The organism is Parvularculales bacterium (assembly GCA_036881865.1).
In the GTDB taxonomy this organism is placed as follows: domain Bacteria; phylum Pseudomonadota; class Alphaproteobacteria; order JAPOUT01; family JBAJNM01; genus JBAJNM01.
Genome location: JBAJNM010000023.1, coordinates 1 through 19,006 on the forward strand (window position 1 = coordinate 1; position 19,006 = coordinate 19,006).

At 52.8% G+C, this 19,006-nt stretch carries 18 protein-coding genes; 13 read left to right on the forward strand and 5 right to left on the reverse strand.

Features of this window, described 5'->3' with window-relative positions; genetic code table 11:
* Nucleotides 1–857, forward strand: an 857-nt coding sequence (locus V6Z81_06300; GenBank protein ID MEG9862098.1) for a hypothetical protein, incomplete at its 5' end; no start/stop codon positions are given.
* Nucleotides 858–895: 38 nt separating this feature from the next.
* Here V6Z81_06300 and V6Z81_06305 read toward each other — a convergent pair.
* The 3 genes from V6Z81_06305 to V6Z81_06315 all read right to left on the reverse strand — a co-directional run bounded on the left by V6Z81_06305 (nucleotide 896) and on the right by V6Z81_06315 (nucleotide 3,389).
* Nucleotides 896–1,147 (reverse strand): hypothetical protein, encoded by a 252-nt coding sequence (locus V6Z81_06305; GenBank protein MEG9862099.1) that lies wholly within the window; start codon nucleotides 1,145–1,147, stop codon nucleotides 896–898.
* Nucleotides 1,148–1,384: 237 nt separating this feature from the next.
* Nucleotides 1,385–2,158, reverse strand: coding sequence for an SDR family oxidoreductase (locus V6Z81_06310; protein ID MEG9862100.1), 774 nt, complete (start codon nucleotides 2,156–2,158; stop codon nucleotides 1,385–1,387).
* Nucleotides 2,159–2,171: 13 nt separating this feature from the next.
* The gene (locus V6Z81_06315) at nucleotides 2,172–3,389 is read right to left on the reverse strand and encodes an acyl-CoA dehydrogenase family protein (protein ID MEG9862101.1); all 1,218 of its coding nucleotides are present in this window, start codon (nucleotides 3,387–3,389) and stop codon (nucleotides 2,172–2,174) included.
* Nucleotides 3,390–3,603: 214 nt separating this feature from the next.
* Between V6Z81_06315 and V6Z81_06320 the strand changes: the two genes are divergently transcribed.
* The 7 genes from V6Z81_06320 (at nucleotide 3,604) to polA (ending at nucleotide 11,986) form a co-directional block, all read left to right on the forward strand.
* Complete coding sequence (locus tag V6Z81_06320) at nucleotides 3,604–4,173, forward strand: ankyrin repeat domain-containing protein (GenBank protein MEG9862102.1); 570 nt, start codon at nucleotides 3,604–3,606, stop codon at nucleotides 4,171–4,173.
* 207 nt (nucleotides 4,174–4,380) lie between these two features.
* Nucleotides 4,381–5,136 carry a class I SAM-dependent methyltransferase gene (locus tag V6Z81_06325; GenBank protein MEG9862103.1) on the forward strand — a complete coding sequence of 252 codons (756 nt, stop codon included), beginning with the start codon at nucleotides 4,381–4,383 and terminating at the stop codon, nucleotides 5,134–5,136.
* 101 nt (nucleotides 5,137–5,237) lie between these two features.
* Complete coding sequence (locus V6Z81_06330) at nucleotides 5,238–5,606, forward strand: hypothetical protein (GenBank protein MEG9862104.1); 369 nt, start codon at nucleotides 5,238–5,240, stop codon at nucleotides 5,604–5,606.
* A gap of 168 nt (nucleotides 5,607–5,774) precedes the next feature.
* The gene (locus tag V6Z81_06335; protein MEG9862105.1) at nucleotides 5,775–7,058 is read left to right on the forward strand and encodes an aminotransferase class III-fold pyridoxal phosphate-dependent enzyme; all 1,284 of its coding nucleotides are present in this window, start codon (nucleotides 5,775–5,777) and stop codon (nucleotides 7,056–7,058) included.
* Nucleotides 7,055–7,588 (forward strand): N-acetyltransferase family protein, encoded by a 534-nt coding sequence (locus V6Z81_06340; GenBank protein MEG9862106.1) that lies wholly within the window; start codon nucleotides 7,055–7,057, stop codon nucleotides 7,586–7,588. The genes V6Z81_06335 and V6Z81_06340 overlap by 4 nt, the downstream gene beginning before the upstream one ends.
* Nucleotides 7,589–7,736: 148 nt before the next feature.
* On the forward strand, nucleotides 7,737–8,825 hold the full coding sequence (locus V6Z81_06345) for an aromatic ring-hydroxylating dioxygenase subunit alpha (protein ID MEG9862107.1): 1,089 nt from the start codon (nucleotides 7,737–7,739) through the stop codon (nucleotides 8,823–8,825).
* Nucleotides 8,826–9,109: 284 nt separating this feature from the next.
* Nucleotides 9,110–11,986 carry a DNA polymerase I gene (gene polA / locus V6Z81_06350; GenBank protein MEG9862108.1) on the forward strand — a complete coding sequence of 959 codons (2,877 nt, stop codon included), beginning with the start codon at nucleotides 9,110–9,112 and terminating at the stop codon, nucleotides 11,984–11,986.
* A gap of 196 nt (nucleotides 11,987–12,182) precedes the next feature.
* Here polA and V6Z81_06355 read toward each other — a convergent pair whose 3' ends face one another.
* The gene (locus V6Z81_06355; GenBank protein ID MEG9862109.1) at nucleotides 12,183–13,301 is read right to left on the reverse strand and encodes a glutathione S-transferase N-terminal domain-containing protein; all 1,119 of its coding nucleotides are present in this window, start codon (nucleotides 13,299–13,301) and stop codon (nucleotides 12,183–12,185) included.
* A gap of 15 nt (nucleotides 13,302–13,316) precedes the next feature.
* Complete coding sequence (locus tag V6Z81_06360; GenBank protein MEG9862110.1) at nucleotides 13,317–14,945, reverse strand: phosphoenolpyruvate carboxykinase; 1,629 nt, start codon at nucleotides 14,943–14,945, stop codon at nucleotides 13,317–13,319.
* Between the two features lie 124 nt (nucleotides 14,946–15,069).
* Here V6Z81_06360 and V6Z81_06365 point away from each other — a divergent pair, with 124 nt between their 5' ends.
* The 5 genes from V6Z81_06365 (at nucleotide 15,070) to ispG (ending at nucleotide 18,925) form a co-directional block, all read left to right on the forward strand.
* Nucleotides 15,070–15,573 (forward strand): HPr kinase/phosphatase C-terminal domain-containing protein, encoded by a 504-nt coding sequence (locus V6Z81_06365; GenBank protein MEG9862111.1) that lies wholly within the window; start codon nucleotides 15,070–15,072, stop codon nucleotides 15,571–15,573.
* Complete coding sequence (locus tag V6Z81_06370; protein MEG9862112.1) at nucleotides 15,570–15,983, forward strand: PTS sugar transporter subunit IIA; 414 nt, start codon at nucleotides 15,570–15,572, stop codon at nucleotides 15,981–15,983. Before V6Z81_06365 ends, V6Z81_06370 begins: the two co-directional genes overlap by 4 nt.
* A complete protein-coding gene (locus V6Z81_06375) occupies nucleotides 15,980–16,255 on the forward strand; it encodes an HPr family phosphocarrier protein (protein MEG9862113.1) in 276 nt (91 codons plus the stop codon). Before V6Z81_06370 ends, V6Z81_06375 begins: the two co-directional genes overlap by 4 nt.
* A gap of 91 nt (nucleotides 16,256–16,346) precedes the next feature.
* Nucleotides 16,347–17,660: an adenosylhomocysteinase gene (gene ahcY / locus V6Z81_06380; GenBank protein ID MEG9862114.1), complete on the forward strand. Its 1,314-nt coding sequence runs from the start codon at nucleotides 16,347–16,349 to the stop codon at nucleotides 17,658–17,660.
* Nucleotides 17,661–17,755: 95 nt separating this feature from the next.
* Nucleotides 17,756–18,925: a flavodoxin-dependent (E)-4-hydroxy-3-methylbut-2-enyl-diphosphate synthase gene (gene ispG / locus V6Z81_06385; protein MEG9862115.1), complete on the forward strand. Its 1,170-nt coding sequence runs from the start codon at nucleotides 17,756–17,758 to the stop codon at nucleotides 18,923–18,925.
* The last annotated feature ends 81 nt before the right edge of the window (nucleotides 18,926–19,006 follow it).

Below are 19,006 nucleotides of genomic sequence, written 5' to 3' on the forward strand. Positions count from 1 at the left end.
CCCATGTGCTGATGGCCGACCATGCCGGCCACGGCCTGCCGCTGGGACTGCGCGCCATAGAGAGTGCGCCGCTGCTGACGGCCGACCCCTCGGCGTTTATCAATCCGTTCCTCGGCCTTGCCGAGAAGGGCTACACGTTTGGTATGGGTCAGCGCTACGGTGACGGTATCCTGCGCATGGCGGCCTTTAGCGGCACGGGGATGACGACCAACAATGACGGCTTCCAGAGTCTGGATAGCGACATGGTGGCTCATGGTGTTGTTGTGGATTATGCCCTGAGGCCGACGGCCTTTACGTCGCTGTCGGTGCAGACGGGACTGCTGATGGAGGACGGTCAGATACTGGGCCTGGCGTCGGAGGGCGTGTTCGGCACGCCGGCGTCGGTGCCGTCGCTGTTTAGCAGTGTGACGGTGGCGAGCCGGTTGTCTGACACATGGACCTTGCTGGCGCAGGCGCATGGCGGCGTGTCGCGTCCCGATGCGCCGTCGCTGGGACTTGTGAAGGATACCTCGCCGGTGATCGCCAGTGCGTTCTCGGCGGGTTTGACCGGTGGCAGCGTGCTCAATCCGGATGACCGGCTGAGCGTGATCCTGAGCCAGCCGCTGCGTGTTGAGATGGGCGAACTGGGACTGTCCCTGCCGACGGGTCGTACCGTTGACGGCCGGTTGCTGCAGGGTAATGTTGATATATCGCTGACGCCGTCGGGCCGTGAGATGACGCTTGGTATCGGCTACCGTGGCGTGATCAATGAAAGCCTGAGTGCGGAGATCCGCACCGGTGTGACCCGCCATCCGGGCCATGATGCCGGCGCCGCAACCGAACTGTTCGGCATAGGCAGCTTCGACCTTGATTTCTAAAGCGGGTATTGAGTTAGCGTTCTGCCCGTAAAAAGCCGTCAGGCTTTTTGCAAATAAACAAGGAAATCCGCATGGTTCAAACGGTCAACCCTGCCATCCGGCAGGGTTGATAGCAAAAGACCCAGTGAGTCTTTTGCTCCGTGCTGGACAAATATTGCTGTATTTGAGTTGGATGGACGCTCTGCTTTAGGTCCAACCGTGAAGCCGAAACCTGATGGTTCGCTCCGTACGTCCTCACCGCAGGTGCTCTGTCTTCCGAAAAAATCATATAAAATAAAAGGAGACAGCATTCTGCCGGTGGATGAATTGACAGGGTCAACAAGACCCGGTGGGTCTTGTGACGACGGGTTTCGGTAGGTTGGACGCGAAGCCCATATCTCTGACCATCAGTATTAACCTGTGAGGCTTTTACTCCGTGCTGGCTGCTCTGGTTTAGCAGCCGCGAAGCGCAGCCGGAACGGTGGATGCTTTGACGCCGAAGGCAGAGTCATCAGGCATTTCTAAATCCCGTCACGATGATATGTTAATCAGGATGCGCCGCTGATTTTGAGCTGTAGACGGTTCATGCCGCCAATCCAGCGGTCATAATCGGCGGTCTTGTTTTTCATATAAGTCTCAACCGTCGGGTGCGTCAGGATCAGGAACGATTCCGCAACCAGCCCGTCAACAACGATATCGGCAACCTCGTCCGCTTCCATGATGCCGTCAACGGCCGCTACTCGCGAGGATTCGCTATCCGAGGTCATGCCGGTGCGTACCGCCTGCGGGCACAGCATGGATACTTTAATGCCCTGATGCGCGTAGGAAAGGGCGAGCCACTCGCCAAAGCCAATGGCGGCATGTTTGCTCACCCCGTAAGCGGCTGCACCGATCTGGTTAAGCAGACCGGCAGCTGAGGCGGTGTTCAGGAAATAACCACCACCGCGTTCAATCATCCGGGGCACCAGATGCCGCGCCGCATAAACATGCGCCATGACGTTGACGTCCCAGCTCTTTTGCCATTCTTCATTGGGCGATTGTTCGCTCGGGCCCATGCCGATGCCGGCATTGCTGCAAAACAGGTCAATCGGACCAAAATCGCTTTCCGTCTCTTCGATAACGCGTTTGATATCCGCTTCCTGAGCCACGTCGGCGCTCATGGCGACGCAGCCATGATCTTCGGCTGTCTGCTGTGCATTTGCGGTGTTGATATCGACGGCGACCACCTGATTGGCGCCTTCGGCGGCAAATTTTTTAACCAGCGCACGCCCGATACCGCTTCCGGCACCGGTCACGACGATATTTTGTCCTTCAATTTTCATTTCTGTCTCTCCTCTAACCGGCGATTAATTCGCGTGAAGTCATCTTTCCGAGTTGCGACATGTGCACTTCATCGGGACCGTCGGCGATACGGCAAAACCGCGCCCGGGTAAATACGGCGGGAATAAGCGTATCCTCGCAGACCCCTTTGCCGCCGAAAATCTGCATGGCGCGGTCCGCAACATTTTGCGCCATTTGCGGTGCAACAATTTTCACCATGGAGATATAAGGCCGTGCCGCGTCCAGCCCTTCCCGATCCATCACCTCGGCCGCTTGCAGCGTCAGTAAACGGCATTGTTCAATATCACAGCGGCTGCGGGCAATTTCATGCTGCACACTGGTCTTTTTGATGAGTTTCTCACCAAAGGCGACCCGCTCATCGGCCCGCGCGCACATCAGTTCCAGACAGCGTTGTGCCAGACCGACAAACCCCATGGCGTATTGGAAGCGCCCCGGCCCCAACCGGCCTTGCGCAATTTCAAAGCCGCAGCCTTCCCCTTTAATCATGTTACTGACCGGTACGCGGACATCTTTGAACAGCAATTCGGCCTCTCCACCGGGCGAGTGCAGATTGTCAAAGACCCGCAACGGGCGCACCAGTTCAACACCCGGCGTGTCGCGCGGCACAAGAATGGTTGAGTGTTGTTTATGGCGGGGCGCGGAGGCATCGGTTTGTCCCATAACAAGCATCACCTTGCAGCGCGGCCCGACCGCTCCGGTTGTCCACCATTTGCAGCCATTCAACACATAATTATCTCCGTCACGCTTGATCTGCAATTCCATATTGGTTGCATCGCTTGATGCCACTTGCGGCTCGGTCATCGCGTAAGCGGACCTGATCTCACCGGCCAATAGCGGTTTCAGCCATTGCTCTTGTTGCCCGGCCGTGCCGTATTTTGCCAGTACTTCCATATTGCCACGGTCCGGCGCACTGCAATTGAACACCGGTTGCGCCCAGGTGACTTTGCTCATGGTCTCAAACAGCACGGCAATTTCAACATTGCTCAGCCCCGGACTCCACGGCGCATATTCTTTCGGCAAAAACAGATTCCACAGACCGGCCTGTTTGGCCTTATCACGCAATTCATCAAACCAGTCGGGTTGCTTCCACAGGTTTTTAGGCTCCAGCGTGAAGGCTTCATAATCTTCTTCCCGCGGATAAATATGCTCATCCATAAAGGTGGACAATTGTGCATCAAGCTCGCGTACCCGCTCAGTTTTTTCAAATCCCATGATAAACCTCCATTTTTGTTTTAGCCGAAGTATTCCACAGCGCTCCGTCAGCGCTAGGGTAACATTATTTCTTTTCACTAAAAGGGTGATTATATACAATCATCTTCAACATCACCCTGTCAGGCATTTCTAACCCCCGCATGAATTCCGTATTGGACGCCATCATGGCAGATATGCTAGCTATCGCTAAAGAACGTAACTGAGGGAATATGACATGAGAACGAAAACGAGTATCTTTTTTGGGTGTCTGTTGTTGTTAGCCGTCTCGCACTCGCCCCTTCAGGCGCAGGACAATGTGTTGCTGGACCTGTCATTTTGGCAGACGGCTACGGTAGCCGATGTAGAGTCGGCTCTCGGCCGGGGCGCTGATGTCAACGGCAGCAACAAGAGAGGGTTAACACCCTTGCACGGGGCTGTAGCGGCCAGCCGGACACCGGCAGTGGTGGAATTGTTACTGGACCGTGGGGCCGATACGGAGGCTCGTGATAAGGTTAATGGGCTAACACCCCTGCATGCTGCGGGGCGCTTTAGCAAAACACCGGCGGTAGTGGAAGTGCTACTGAAGCATGGGGCAGATATAAATGCCCGTGCTAAGGGTGACATCACGCCCCTGCATGTGGCAGCGCTCAGTAGCGAAACTCCGGCGGTGGTGGAACTTTTGCTGGATTATGGCGCTGATGGAGCGGCCGAGGATAAAAAGGGGAGAACCCCTTTTGAATTTTCTCAGGCCAATGAGGCTCTCAAAAATACGGAAGCGTTTCGGCGTCTGAAAGCGGCTCAATAATTGATAAGGTGCGCCGTGAGGGTCGGGGCATGGTTTACGGCCTGCTCCACTCCGTGCGCTTGACTCAGGCCGGCCGGACCGGCGTAAAACGCGACTAACGTTACGCTCTCCCGCTCTCTATCCGAAAAAGTGGCGGGTTGCCCGTAAGAGCCGTTAGCGGATTTGCAACATGATGCGCCGGATAGCGACAATGAGGTAAGGCGTAGTATGGACGCAAAATATGACACTATCGGTATAAATTATTCCGATTTCAGGAAGCCGGATAGCCGTATTGAAAACTCAATATGGAAGGCACTGGGAAGTGCCGGAACGGTTTTAAATGTGGGAGCCGGTACGGGGTCTTATGAACCGCATGACCGGTGCGTTACCGCAATCGACCCTTCCGCAGAAATGATCTCCCAGCGCAAACCCGGCAAGACAAAAGTAATGCAAGGGTATGCGGAGAACCTGCCCTTTGACGATGATCATTTTGATGCCTCTATGGCGATCTTAACGGTGCATCACTGGTCTGACCTGAGTAAGGGTCTTTCTGAAATGCGCCGGGTCTCAAAGGGACCGGTGATTATATTGACGCATGATCCTTCGAAAGGCGGTTTTTGGTTAGACGATTACCTGCCGCAATGCGTTGCTTTGAATATTGAAAAAGGGCTACCGCCGCTAAGTGCATACGAAAAACTTATGGGCCCGGTATCTGTTGATGTTGTTCCTGTCCCTCATGACTGCAGTGATGGGTTCTTTGGAGCTTATTGGCGGCGTCCTGTAGCCTATCTTGATCCTTCAGTGCGTAAAGCCATTTCGTGTTTTTGGTCAGCGGATAACGTTGAAATGGATGGCATTAAGCCTGCACTTGAGAAACTTGATGAGGATTTGAAATCCGGAGTCTGGGAGAAAAAATACGGATACCTTCTGGATTATGACACTCTTGATTTAGGTTATCGTCTCATAACGTCATGTAAGAAATGATTCATCCTGCGGGAGAGTCATTTTGAGCTGTTTATGAAAAATTGGATAAATGGGTATATGATTCCCGAATCAGTGATTCTCTACAGCTAAGGGAGAATAATATGGCGGGTGAACGGGAACCCCAAACACCGCAGGAATTTAATAAGCGCGGTGCTGAGCGTTTTGAACGTGGTGATTATGGTGGTGCGATTTCAGATTACACTAGCGCCATAGAACTTTTTGGACCTGATAGTCCGGAATCGGCAAAAGCCTACGCGGACCGGGGCAGTGCATGGAATGGAAAGAGCGAGCATGATAAGGCAATTGCGGATTTCACTAAGGCGATAGAGCTTTTTAAACATGATGATCCGGAAGCGGTGAATGCCTACATAACCCGGAGTTCGGCATGGAGCGGCAAGGGCGAATATGACAAGGCGATGACGGATTGTGATACGGCTTTAGATATTTGCTATAGAGCATTAAGGCGCTGACAATCCGAAGGGTATAACCGCCTGACTGTAGATGTTCGGTTCTCATTATAATTTTTAGAGCATTATTTACTTGAGTAAACCGGACAGGGATTAACTTTCTGTTAATTCCACAGGTGGCTTGTTACCATAAGCCTGACAAGACATGCCGCCTGACAAAGAGATAACCAAATGATACGAAAACTCGAAAATGACCGCGAACTCCGGCAGAGAGCTGCATCTGTCTTGCCAAACGGAGTATATGGGCACGAGTCAACGCTGTTGCTTCCGGAAAATTTCCCCCAGTTCTTTGATAAGGCTCGCGGCGCCTGTTTGTGGGATACGGACGGAAACAAATACCTTGACCTCATGTGCGCTTACGGACCAAACCTGTTTGGTTATGGCGATGAACGGGTAGATTCCGTTGCTACCGAACAGCTGGCGCGGGGAGATACTATGACGGGTCCATCGCCCCTCATGGTTGAACTGGCTGAAACATTCGTCTCTATGGTCAGTCATGCAGACTGGGCAATGTTCTGCAAAAACGGGACTGATGCCACAACGATGGCCAAAACAATTGCAAGAGAGCAAACCGGAAAGCGCATCATTCTGGTAGCCGATGGTGCCTATCATGGGGCAGCCCCGTGGTGCACACCAATCCCGGCCGGTGTGATCGCGGAAGACAGGGCATTTATGCAGACGTATGAATATAACAATGCCGCCGGTCTGGAAGCCGCAGTTAAAGCGGCCGGAGATGATCTTGCCGGTATCTTCGCCACGCCGTTCAAGCACGACGCCTTTACCGATCAGGCGCTACCTGATCCGGTTTATGCAAAACGTGCGCGCGAGTTGTGCGACGAAACCGGGGCATTGCTTATTGTTGACGATATTCGTGCAGGGTTCAGGCTGACGCGGGATTGCAGTTGGGAACTCATCGGGGTGCGCCCAGACCTGAGCACATGGGGTAAGAGTTTTGCCAATGGCCATCCCATTTCCGCTCTTTTGGGGTCCGATAGCGCCCGCACCGGAGCGGGTGCTATATATGCGACCGGATCTTTCTGGTTTTCAGCGGTTCCCATGGCCGCAGCGATCAAGACCCTTAGCCTTATAAGAGAGACCAGATATCTGGAGCATGTAACGGCACTCGGCGAACGCCTGCGGTCCGGATTGGACGAAACATCGCGTGCAGCCGGTTTTTCTCTCCGCCAAACCGGTCCCGTACAACTCCCTCAAATTCTGTTTGAAGATGATCCTGACTTCCGCCTTGGGTACGCCTGGGCGGCTGCAATGGTGGAAAGAGGTGTATATGTTCACCCTTGGCACAATATGTTCTTATGCGATGCGATGACTGCGGCGGATATTGACATGGTGATTGAATCTGCCGGCTCGGCTTTTGCTGAGGTGGAGAATAAGCGCAGTGCGCTTCAACCACATCCGGTCCTCATGACCATGTTCCAACAGACGACCGGTGGATGACACAACTCCCTTCCACCATAAATGACAGATGTGTCATTCGTCATGCACACCTCTCTGACTTAAGCAGTATCTTGGATATCTACAATCACTATATCCTCGAACGAGAACCGGTTGCCACTTTTGATATCACCCCCTACTCTCTGGAAGAGCGGCGGGCATCATGGTTTGAGTTGTTTGAAGAGGAAGGACGCTATCAATGCCTCGTGGCAGAAAAAGATAGTTGCATTATAGGCTACGTGTGCAGCACACCATTTCGTCCTAAAGCGGCTTACGGCCTGTCAGTGGCAACCAGCATCCATCTTGACCCTCAATACTGTCATCAGGGGTATGGGCGGCCCCTTTATGAGGTTCTTTTGTCAGGATTATCTGAAACGGATATCCATCGTGCATACGCAATTATTGTCTTACCGAATCCGGCCTCCGTGGCTATTCATCAGAGCCTCGGGTTTCGGCCTTGTGGTCTGTTTCGGGAGGTAGGCTTTAAGTTTGATCAATATTGGGATGTGGCATGGTTTGAAAAACCTTTCTGATAAAGCCGGCAAAAATGATTTGAAATCTGAGGTAACGGCTATAGAAGAACAAAAAAGCAGTTTTGGATAAAACCGAAGATTATCTACACTAGCTGATGGGAAGAGTAGATTGCCGCCGGAAGCCACTTTGAATTGAAAGAAAATTGATATGACAAGAGCCTGTCAGGTTTACTCCGGCGTTGCCGATAGTTTAGCGTTTGCAAAAACGCTTCCTCAGGCCGCCTACCTTGACAACGATGTATTTAATGAAGAAGTGGAGCAGGTGTTCAGGAAAAATTGGATGCCGGTTGCCCGCACCGGCGAGGTTGCAAATCCGGGAGACTACCGCACAGCAGATATTTGCGGTGAGGCGCTTGTCGTAACCCGGGACCGGGCCAACAAAATCAATGTTCTGTCACGGATTTGCCGGCACCGGGCGATGCCTGTTGTAGAAGGGGCGGGCAGTGCAAATGCTCTTACCTGTCCATACCACGTTTGGAGCTACAATCTGGATGGGTCCTTTCAATCAGCACCCGGTATGCAGAAGTCTGGTCTTTTTGATCCGTTAAAGTGCAACTTGCCATCCTACCGTCACGAGGAATGGAACGGCTGGGTGTTCGTTAATTTGTCAGGTGATGCGGAACCTCTTGGTCCTCAGCTCGCTCCGCTGGCGGAACGGTTGAAGCCTCTAAATCCTTCAGACATGGTCTCTGTCGGATATCTTGAATTTGATTCGCCCTGGAACTGGAAAATTATGGTCGAGAATTTCCTCGAGTCATACCACCATATAGGTGCACATAAGAATACACTTCAGCAGACTAATCCGGGGCTGGAAACTTACTGCTCGGATTATGGTAGAGCATTCACAGTGCTTGAGAATCCGCCGAAAACGAGCCCGGGGGATTCGTTCGTGGTCGGATGTGTCTTTCCTTTGACCCTGATGTTTTTCTCGGAGGGTGGATTAATAAAAGACGGTGGCTGGTATGAAATGTGCAATATCGAAAAGGACCGCTTCCTCCTTCGTATCCACGTTTTGCTTCCTCAAGACTGTAGCAAAGATGAAGATATCGTTCGCAGGTTAAAAGAACGCCTGAGAACTGTTCATCTCGAAGATATTCCATTTTGCGAAGGAGTCCAAAAGGGCATCGGAAGCCGGTCTTACAGTTCCGGACCCTTGAGCCATTTGGAAGAATGCAATTTCAGATTTCATCAGTTTTTAGGCCGGTGCTTTTCAGCTATTGACCGTGATCAGAACTGATGAATCACGAAATGTACGGCTGGTTTTAGACCTCCGGAGAGAGTCGATGCCCCCGTATCCTCACCGGCTCTGCCGCAGGGACAACAGCAAGGCGCAAGCGAACTGGCTGCTCTGGTTTAGCAGCCGCGAAGCGCAGCCGGAACGGTGGATGCTTGGGCACCGCAGGTAGCTCCGCAGGAGGTGCCCGGGTCTCCTCATTAGATATACATAACGTGACCCGCATTCAGGGCATACAAAAAGCCGCTCTTCATGGCATTCCGTCACCATGATATGCTCCCGGGATCATGCCCGCAAAATCTCCAGCCAGCGACATCAACAAGAAAGATCACCTCTGCCTTGTTGATGGCTCCGGATATATCTTTCGGGCTTATCACGCTCTCCCGCCCCTTACCCGAAAAAGCGATGGTTTGCCCGTCGGAGCCGTTAGCGGATTTTGCAACATGATGCATCGCCTCATCGGCGAAATGAAAATCCCGACCGAAACCCCCATAACCCACATCGCCATCATCTTTGATGCCTCGGGAAAATCGTTTCGTAACGACCTATACCCCGAATACAAAGCCCACCGTCCACCTGCACCGGAAGACCTTGTTCCGCAATTCTCTCTTGTGCGCGACGCCACGCGGGCCTTCTCTCTGCCCGCCGTGGAACTGGAAGGCTTCGAGGCCGACGATCTCATCGCAACCTATGCCACCCACGCCGAACAGGCCGGTGCGCAGGTGACGATCATCTCGTCCGATAAGGATCTCATGCAACTGGTCACAAAGCGCGTCACCATGCTTGATACAATGAAAGACAAACACATCGGCATAGAGCAGGTAGAGGAAAAATTCGGCGTGCTGCCGGAAAGAGTTGTCGACGTTCAGGCCCTCGCCGGTGATAGCAGCGACAATGTGCCGGGCGTTCCCGGCATTGGTATTAAGACCGCAGCCCAGCTTATTCAGGATTTTGGCGATCTCGATACCCTTCTTGCGCAGGCGGACAGCATCCGGCAACACAAGCGCCGCGAAAACCTTATCGCCTTCGCTGATCAGGCACGCCTCTCCCGTGATCTTGTCCGCCTTGAGCGGGCCGCTCCCGTGCCCCTCCCCATCAATGAGATGAAACGCCGGCCTCCCGACCCCGAAACCCTCATCGGCTTTCTCAAAGACATGGAGTTTCAGACCCTGACGAAGCGTATTGCTTCAGGTCTGGAGGTGGATGCCGACGCCATCGCTCCCGCCGGCCGGCATGCACCGCAAGAGGCTGCCGCATCTGATTCCTCTGCACCGGCCACGCCCTCTGCATCTTCTAAGAATGCCGTCACCGCTCCTGTAAATACCGGTGCTTACGAGACCGTCACAGACCTCAAAGCCCTTCAGGTCTGGGCGGACAACATCATCCATGCCGGACAGGTCGCCGTGGACGTAGAAACCGACACCCTTGACGCCCTCCGCGCTCGCCTTGTAGGCATATCCCTCTGCACCACACCGGGACACGCCTGCTACATCCCGCTTCTCCACGGCGTAACCGGCGAATTAAGCCTTGACGGAGACACACCGCAACAAATCAAAACGGAAGACGCTCTCCACATCCTCAAACCTGTTCTGGAAAATCCGGCGATCCTTAAAATCGGCCAGAACATAAAATACGACATGCTCGTCTTCCGTCAGCACGACGTTCACGTAGCGCCCATAGATGACACCATGCTCATGTCTTATGCGCTCGATGCCGGACGGAATTCTCACGGCATGGACGAACTCTCGAGCCGCCATCTGGACCACAAGCCCATACCCTTCAAAGACGTCGTGGGAAGCGGCAAAACACAAACAACCTTTGACACAGTGCCATTGGACAAGGCAACCGCTTACGCCGCAGAGGATGCCGACGTGACCTTGCGTCTGGCCCTCACCCTCAAGCCCCGCCTTGTATCTGAAAGCATGATGACCGTCTACGAAACCCTTGAACGGCCTCTTGTACCGGTGTTGACGGAAATGGAGGCGGCCGGCGTCAGGGTTGATGCCGCACGGCTGGCGCTTCTCTCCGGTGAGTTTACGACCAAGATGGAGGCCATGGAAAAAACCATCCACAAACTGGCAGGGGAAAGATTCAACATCGGCTCCCCTAAACAATTGGGAGAAATCCTGTTTGACAAAATGAATCTCCCCGGCGGCACCAAAACACGCACCGGCGCATGGGCAACCGGTGCCGATGTTCTTGACGACCTTGCCGCCCGGGGCCACGAATTACCGGAACACGTTCTTGAATGGCGGCAATTATCAAAACTCAAAAGCACCTATACCGATGCCTTGCCGGAGTTTGTGAATCCCGACACGGGGCGGGTGCATACATCCTATGCCATGGCCTCGACATCGACGGGGCGGTTGTCATCCAGCGACCCCAATCTGCAAAACATACCCATACGCACAGAGGATGGCCGCCGCATCCGCACCGCCTTCATAGCCGAAGACGGATGCCGGCTCATCAGCGCCGATTACTCCCAGATAGAATTGCGCATCCTCTCGGAGATGGCCGGTGTAGACACCCTCAAACAGGCGTTTCACGAAGGGCTGGATATTCACGCCATGACGGCCTCCGAGATTTTCGGTGTCCCCCTTAAGGAGATGGATTCCGCCACCCGCCGCCGGGCCAAGGCGATCAACTTCGGCATTATCTACGGCATTTCAGCATTCGGGCTGGCGCGTCAGTTGAAGATCGCGCGAGGCGAGGCGGGCGACTACATCACCGCATACTTCAAGCGCTTTCCCGGGATTCGCGATTATATGGAAAACACCAAAGAGACATGCCGCAAGACGGAGTTTGTCAGCACTCTTTTTGGGCGCAAAATCCATATCCCCGCCATTAACGAAAAAAACAACGCCGCCCGTCGCGGATTTATGGAACGCGCCGCCATCAATGCTCCCATTCAGGGTACGGCGGCAGATATTATCCGCCGCGCCATGGTGCGGATGCCCCGTGCCCTTGAGGAGGCGGGACTGTCGGCCCGTATGCTATTGCAGGTCCATGATGAGCTGATTTTTGAAGCCCCTGACGATGAAGTGGAAGCGGCCCAAAACGTTGCAGTTGAGGTCATGTCCCGCGCTCCTCATCCGGCGGTGGAACTTTCTGTCCCCCTTGTTGTGGACGCCCGCGCCGCCTCCAATTGGGACGAGGCCCACTAAATACCACCCCCCGCGCATACCTCCTCTGTCCTACCCCCTATGCATCTGCCTCCCATGCGCACCCTATGCGATTGACACTCTGAGCCTCCCCGGAGGTTGATACTCTGCGCCTCCTCTTTGAATCCTTATAGCCTATTTTTCGCTTATTTAGGCTACGAGAAAAATTTTGTGGCATCCCTAAAATCGTCCCGGATCTTCACCGTGGTGGCACGCCTTTTCCAAAGACGTTGATGCCCTTGTTGAAAGGAGCCTTACGCTCACTGTCATAATTTGAGGGTGCCAGTTCAGTGTCATCCCACAATATATCGGCAGCAGGAGATTTCATGTGCGCACGCACTCTCTTCTGCATATCGGGTTGAAGGTTCGCCCAAGCGCGTCGTAAAACCTCCAGACACCAAACGCGGTAGCGGGAGGTGGGAACATTCGTATAGTGGCAATCCTGAATGATCTGGTCATAACGTTTGTTGCCGCCCCTGAAAGCTTCAGCATTCTGACGCAATTGTGCCAGATGAGTTTCACAAACCTCATCTAAAAAATCTTCAAGCCCGTCATCGGCATTGCTGATGAGAGGATTGCCATCAGAAGAGGATTTTGTGTTCCACATGCGCGCCACCCATTCATAAACGGCAGGAGCACGATTGCGCATAATCTCAGCCGGTGTGGGGTCTTGACCAAAATGTCGAAGCATGGGGCCCATCATACCCATATCAGCAATGGTGGGCGCTTGTCCCAACATAAAAGGGCGATGCTCAAAGATGGTTTGCATTCGGTCAAGGACCGTAAGGTAGGTACGGTCAACATGAAAGCGGGTTTTGACATTGACACCATCTCTGCGAACAAACCCACCAAGCTGGCGGCGCTTCAAGAGTCTAAGGGCTATAAACTTCGGGATGGGCAAAGTTCCCGCAATCAACTCATTATACAGCGCTTCAGCGGCATACCGCCGGTCAGCACCATAACTCCAGCGATAGTGCATGGCGGGTCGCCAGAGCCATTCGTCAGCATAGTCCTCAATCAAGAGTGCTATAAAATTCAGGGCGGAATCTACAGGGTATATATGAGGGGCGTCTTGCTGAGATTCCAACCAGGCAATCATGGGAGTGGTGTCTGTCATCCACCGCCCATCAGTCAGTTGCACTACCGGCATCTGGACAACCCCTGCGCCGGCAATCAACTTTTTTTCATTGCCAACAGTCTGAAGAGATTCATAAGGAATTGAGCGATATCTGAGGTAAGTCTCTAACTTGCCCGTGTAATAAGAAATTTTGCACCCATAAACGCGCATAATGCCCGGGGGTGCATCTGAGGTGCTCATCGTGACGTGGCTTTGTTACTCCGCAGCCTGAGCGGGAGCAGGGGCCGCGTCGCTGATGTCAGAGTCAACGTCGCCCGCAAATTGCTCAAAATTATCAATAAACATAGAAACCAAACGCGCCGCCTGATGGTCATAAGCGGTGACGTCACTCCAGCTGGTGCGGGGGTCTAAAATCTTTGCGTCAACACCCGGTACAGCCTCCGGAACCTCAAAACCAAAATTAGGATCAGTGCGCATGGGCGCATCATTCAGCGAGCCATCAAGGGCTGCCGCTAACAAAGCGCGGGTAACTTTAATAGGCATCCGTCGTCCTACGCCATAAGCACCACCTGTCCAGCCCGTATTCACAAGCCAGCAGGAAACTCCATGGCGGGCAATTAAATCTTTTAACAACTTGCCGTATTCACACGGGTGGCGCGGCATAAAGGGTGCGCCAAAACAGGTGGAGAATGTAGCCTCCGGCTCCGTGACACCTTTTTCAGTTCCCGCTATCTTGGCGGTATAGCCGGACAGAAAATGATACATAGCCTGAGCTGGTGTCAGATGCGCTATGGGTGGAAATACACCAAAGGCATCTGCTGCCAGCATAATGATAGTTTTTGGGTGTCCCGCTTGCCCTGCGTCGCTAGCGTTGGGAATAAACGATAAAGGATACGCCCCCCGACTGTTTTCGGTAAGACTGGCATCATCAAGGTTTAGAACGCGGGTGCGGGGGTCCATGACGACGTTTTCCAAAACCGTACCAAAACGTTGGGTGGTGGCATAAATCTCCGGCTCTGCCTCAGGGTCAAGACGTATCATCTTGGCGTAGCAACCTCCCTCAAAATTAAACACGCCATTTTCTGACCAACCATGTTCATCATCACCAATCAAGACCCGATTGGGATCGGCAGAAAGGGTCGTCTTGCCGGTTCCGGACAGACCAAAGAAAATCGCTGAATCTTTCTGTTTGCCGACATTAATCGAGCAATGCATAGGCATAACACCACGCGGTGGTAGACAATAATTTAAGACAGAAAACACCGATTTCTTAATTTCACCAGCATAGCTCGTGCCACCAATCAGCACAATTTTGCGGGTGAAATCGCAAGCGATAACAGTCTCGGTGCGGATGCCATGGCGTTCCGGTGAGGCCTTGAAGCTAGGCAGGTCTAAAATCATCATGTCAGATGTATTAAACTCAGGGCATGATGCTTCTTCCGGCGTAATCAGCAGGTTGCGAATAAATAATGAGTGCCACGCATATTCCGTATAAACCCGAATGGCGAGTCTATTGTCGGGGTCAGCCCCGCCAAATAACTCCTGCACAAATATCTCCCGCCCTCGTGCGTGGTCCAGCATGTCACGATGCAGGGTCTCAAAATGATCCGGCGTTATGGATTTATTGTTATCCCACCAGACGCTATCAGTCGTCTCGCTATCCTGAACAATAAACTTGTCTTTCGCCGAGCGGCCAGTATGCTGCCCCGTCGTTACTACCAAAGGCCCGTTCTCTGCTACTTGCCCCTCATTGCGCGCGAGCGCCATCTCATAAAGGGTGCTTGCGCGATGATTCCAGTGGACGGCGGTAACCTCTTCAAGCCCATGAATATCAACTCCGTCTGAGCCAATCTGCAACCCTGTGTGTGTGGCGCTATCTGTCACGGCGGTTTCCTCTGCTGTTAGAACGACACTGACTAGTCATAGCGGGGCGCCTCGGATGGTGCAAGAGGCTGGTAGCGTAACAATTCGAGAAGGCGTATGATAAGGCATGGTACAAAGAGAAAACATGGATTTGACCTTGGCGCCAACCTCTACGATTCATGCGACATGCGTTGCTGTCGGGGGTTGGGGCATTTTGCTAACGGGACCTTCAGGGAGCGGTAAATCTGACCTTGCTTTGCGACTCATTCAAGCACCGGATGGTAAGGCCCGGCTGGTAGGAGATGACCGGATAGCCCTGCGTCAGGTAGAGAATCAGCTTGTAGCACGTCCGGCTCCTGTTTTAGCCGGGCGCATGGAGGTACGAGGCGTCGGCATTATCCGGTTTGACTATGTACCGGAGGTTGTAGTCCGACTGGTTGTAGCCTTAACGCCTCGTGAGGAAGTACCGCGTCTGCCGGAGGAGGAGTGTCACCGGATTTTTTTTGGTATGAGAGTCCCTTTGATGAAGATATCGCCTTTTGAGTCCTCTGCGCTTTATAAGTTGCATCTGGCTCTGAATGAGGTTTGTCGGAAACAAGAATATCATGAGCACGGTATGCAAGAAAGCAAGAGAAAGACGGGACGATGATTGGTCTGGTTGTAGTCACCCATGGCAACCTTGCCCGCGAGCTTTTGTCGGCTATGGAGCATGTGGTTGGTCCGCAGGAGAATGCAAAGGCTGTGTCTATTGGCGCGGATGATGATATGGAGCGCCGCCGTCAGGATATTCTGGATGCAGTAGAAACTGTCAATAGCGGTGAGGGAGTTTTGTTGTTAACGGATATGTTTGGGGGGACACCGTCTAATCTGGCCATATCCATTATGGAACGTGCAGTGGTAGAGGTCATTGCGGGCGTTAATCTGCCGATGTTGATTAAATTAGCGAGCGTGCGGGAGGAAACTTCTCTGATGGGGGCCGCCACCCAAGCTCAGGAAGCCGGCCGGAAATATATTTCTATCGCCAGTGAGTTGTTATCCAACAAAAGCAGTGAAGGGTGACAGAGCCTTTAAGGCAGGAGGTGGAGATTATAAATCGCCGTGGTCTTCATGCGCGGGCGTCGGCTAAATTTGTTAAGTGCGCCGCCGGTTTTAATGCCCAAGTTTCCGTTATCCGTAGCGGTCAGACAGTGTCAGGGACATCCATCATGGGGTTGATGATGTTAGCCGCCGGACCCGGCGTGCGACTTGTACTGGAGGCTACGGGGCCAGAGGCCTCGGCCGCTCTTAGTGCCCTTGCTACCCTTGTAGCTGCGCGTTTTAATGAAGATTAAACTCCTAAAGTGTAGAAGATGACTTTATAGGGTCGCTCCGGTCTGCTATACGAGGCCAGAAGGAATCACCGCAAACACCACAGGAACATTTATGAATGATAGGATTGGCGCAGTAGGTGGCGCAGATTATAAAGTGGCCGATTTAAGCTTGGCGGACTGGGGCCGCCACGAGATTGAGATTGCCGAGACCGAAATGCCGGGCTTAATGGCTCTGCGGGATGAATTTGGGGCATCCCAACCCCTTAAGGGCGCGCGCATAACGGGCTGTCTGCATATGACTATTCAGACTGCCGTTTTGATTGAGACCCTGATGGCACTGGGTGCTGAAGTACGTTGGTCATCGTGCAACATATTCTCAACGCAAGACCATGCCGCCGCCGCTATGGCTGTAGCAGGTGTACCGGTGTTTGCGTGGAAAGGGGAGACAGAAGAAGAATATTGGCGGTGTGTAGAGCAGACCATTGCGGGGCCGGACGGATGGCGTCCCAATATGCTTCTTGATGATGGAGGGGACTTAACTCAGGTTATGCATGAAAAGTATGCGGATGACCTTGAGGGGGTTCGCGGGCTCTCGGAGGAAACCACAACCGGCGTGTTGCGTTTGTATGAGATGGCGAAGGCGGGCACGTTGAAAGTGCCTGCTATTAATGTGAATGATTCTGTTACTAAGTCTAAGTTTGACAATTATTACGGATGTCGGGAAAGTTTGGTGGATGGGATTAAGCGGGCTACGGACGTTATGTTAGCAGGCAAGCTAGCGGTTGTGTGTGGCTATGGCGATGTGGGGAAGGGGTGTGCTGAATCCCTACGTGGGCAAGGGGCACGAGTGGTTATTACCGAAATTGATCCCATCTGTGCTCTTCAGGCTACCATGGAGGGCTATGAAGTATCCACTGTGGACGAAGTGGCCTCACGGGCCGATATTATTATCACGGCGACCGGCAACAAGGATGTCGTTACGCTGGAGCATATGCGTGCCATGAAAGATCGCGCTATTGTCGGCAACATCGGTCATTTTGATTCTGAGATCCAGATAACCTCCTTGCGGAATCATCCGTGGCATAACGTCAAGCCGCAGGTAGATGAGATAGAATTTCCCGATGGTAAGCGCATTATTTTGCTGGCAGAGGGGCGTTTGCTTAATTTGGGATGCGCTACGGGACATCCAAGTTTTGTGATGAGTGCATCTTTTACCAATCAGGTGTTGGCGCAAATTGAACTGTGGGGCAATCATGCGGCTTATGAACGACAGGTTTATGTGTTGCCTAAAACGTTAGATGAAAAAGTAGCCTCTTTACACTTAGGTCGTTTAGGGGCTGTTTTGACGACTTTAACCAGTGAGCAGGCTGATTATATAGGTGTTGATTCTCAGGGTCCCTATAAGCCGGAGTATTACCGCTACTAGAAATAGGGTATCAGGGGGTATAATCTCATCAGAGTTTTTTAAGAAACAAGATGACATGATGCCTTGTGAAGCCAAAGCAAATGCACTAAGCAACCATGCAAAACGATAGACAATACAACCTTGCGGATCATTATCGCCCTTGGAGACAGATTGAACGTCGGCATAGCCGTCAGATTTTTGTGGGTGATGTACCAGTGGGGGGCGATGCGCCCATTACGGTGCAATCTATGACCAATACGCCAACGAGCGATGCGCGGGCAACCATTGAGCAAATACGCTGTCTGGAAGAAGCCGGTGTGGATATCGTACGGGTGTCTTGTCCGGATGAGGCATCTACGGCGGCTCTTGGCGATATTGTAAGGGCTGCCCGTGTTCCGATTGTAGCGGATATTCACTTTCATTACAGGCGTGCTCTTGAGGCGGCCCGGATGGGGGCGGCGTGTTTGCGCATTAACCCAGGCAACATTGGCACGCCGACGCGGGTGCAGGAGGTTATTAGCGCGGCCAGAGATTATGGGTGCTCCATGCGCATTGGTGTTAACGGTGGTTCTTTGGAGCGTCGTTTGTTGGAAAAATATGGTGAGCCTTGTCCGGAAGCCATGGTAGAAAGCGCCCTTGAACATGCCCGACTGTTGCAGGACAATGATTTCCACAACTTCAAAATTAGCGTTAAGGCGTCTGACGTTTTCCTGACAGTGGCGGCTTATCAGCAGTTAGCGGAGGCCATCGATTGCCCTTTGCACTTGGGAGTAACGGAAGCGGGAGGAATAACTTCAGGAACAGTTAAAACGGCTATTGGTTTAGGGTCTTTATTATGGGCGGGCATCGGCGATACGATTCGCGTATCACTCTCTGCTGATCCGGTTGAAGAGGTCAAAGCAGGGTTTGAAATATTGAAATCTCTGGGATTGCGTCGTCATGGGGTAACGGTTATAGCGTGCCCATCATGTGCTCGGCAGGGGTTTGATGTGATAAAGACGGTGGAGGTTTTGGAAACACGTTTGCAACATATTAAAGAGTCGGTGACGTTATCTATCATGGGCTGTGTGGTAAACGGGCCGGGTGAAGCGGCACTGACGGATATAGGCTTTACCGGTGGTGGTGCCAACAACGGTATGGTGTATGTTAATGGACGTGCCGACCATAAAATGTCCAATGAGAATATGGTAGAGCATATTGTAGCGCTGGTAGAAGAAAAAGCCGCTACCATGAGTGCGGAGCGTGACAAGCTTCCGGATCCGGCTCGTCCTGCTACCGGGCATTAGCGCTTTATCTTTTTGTTCTGTTAGCGCTCTGCCATGGTGGGGTTGCGCAGATTTGCTCTCGTGCTTTTAGTTTTAGTGTTT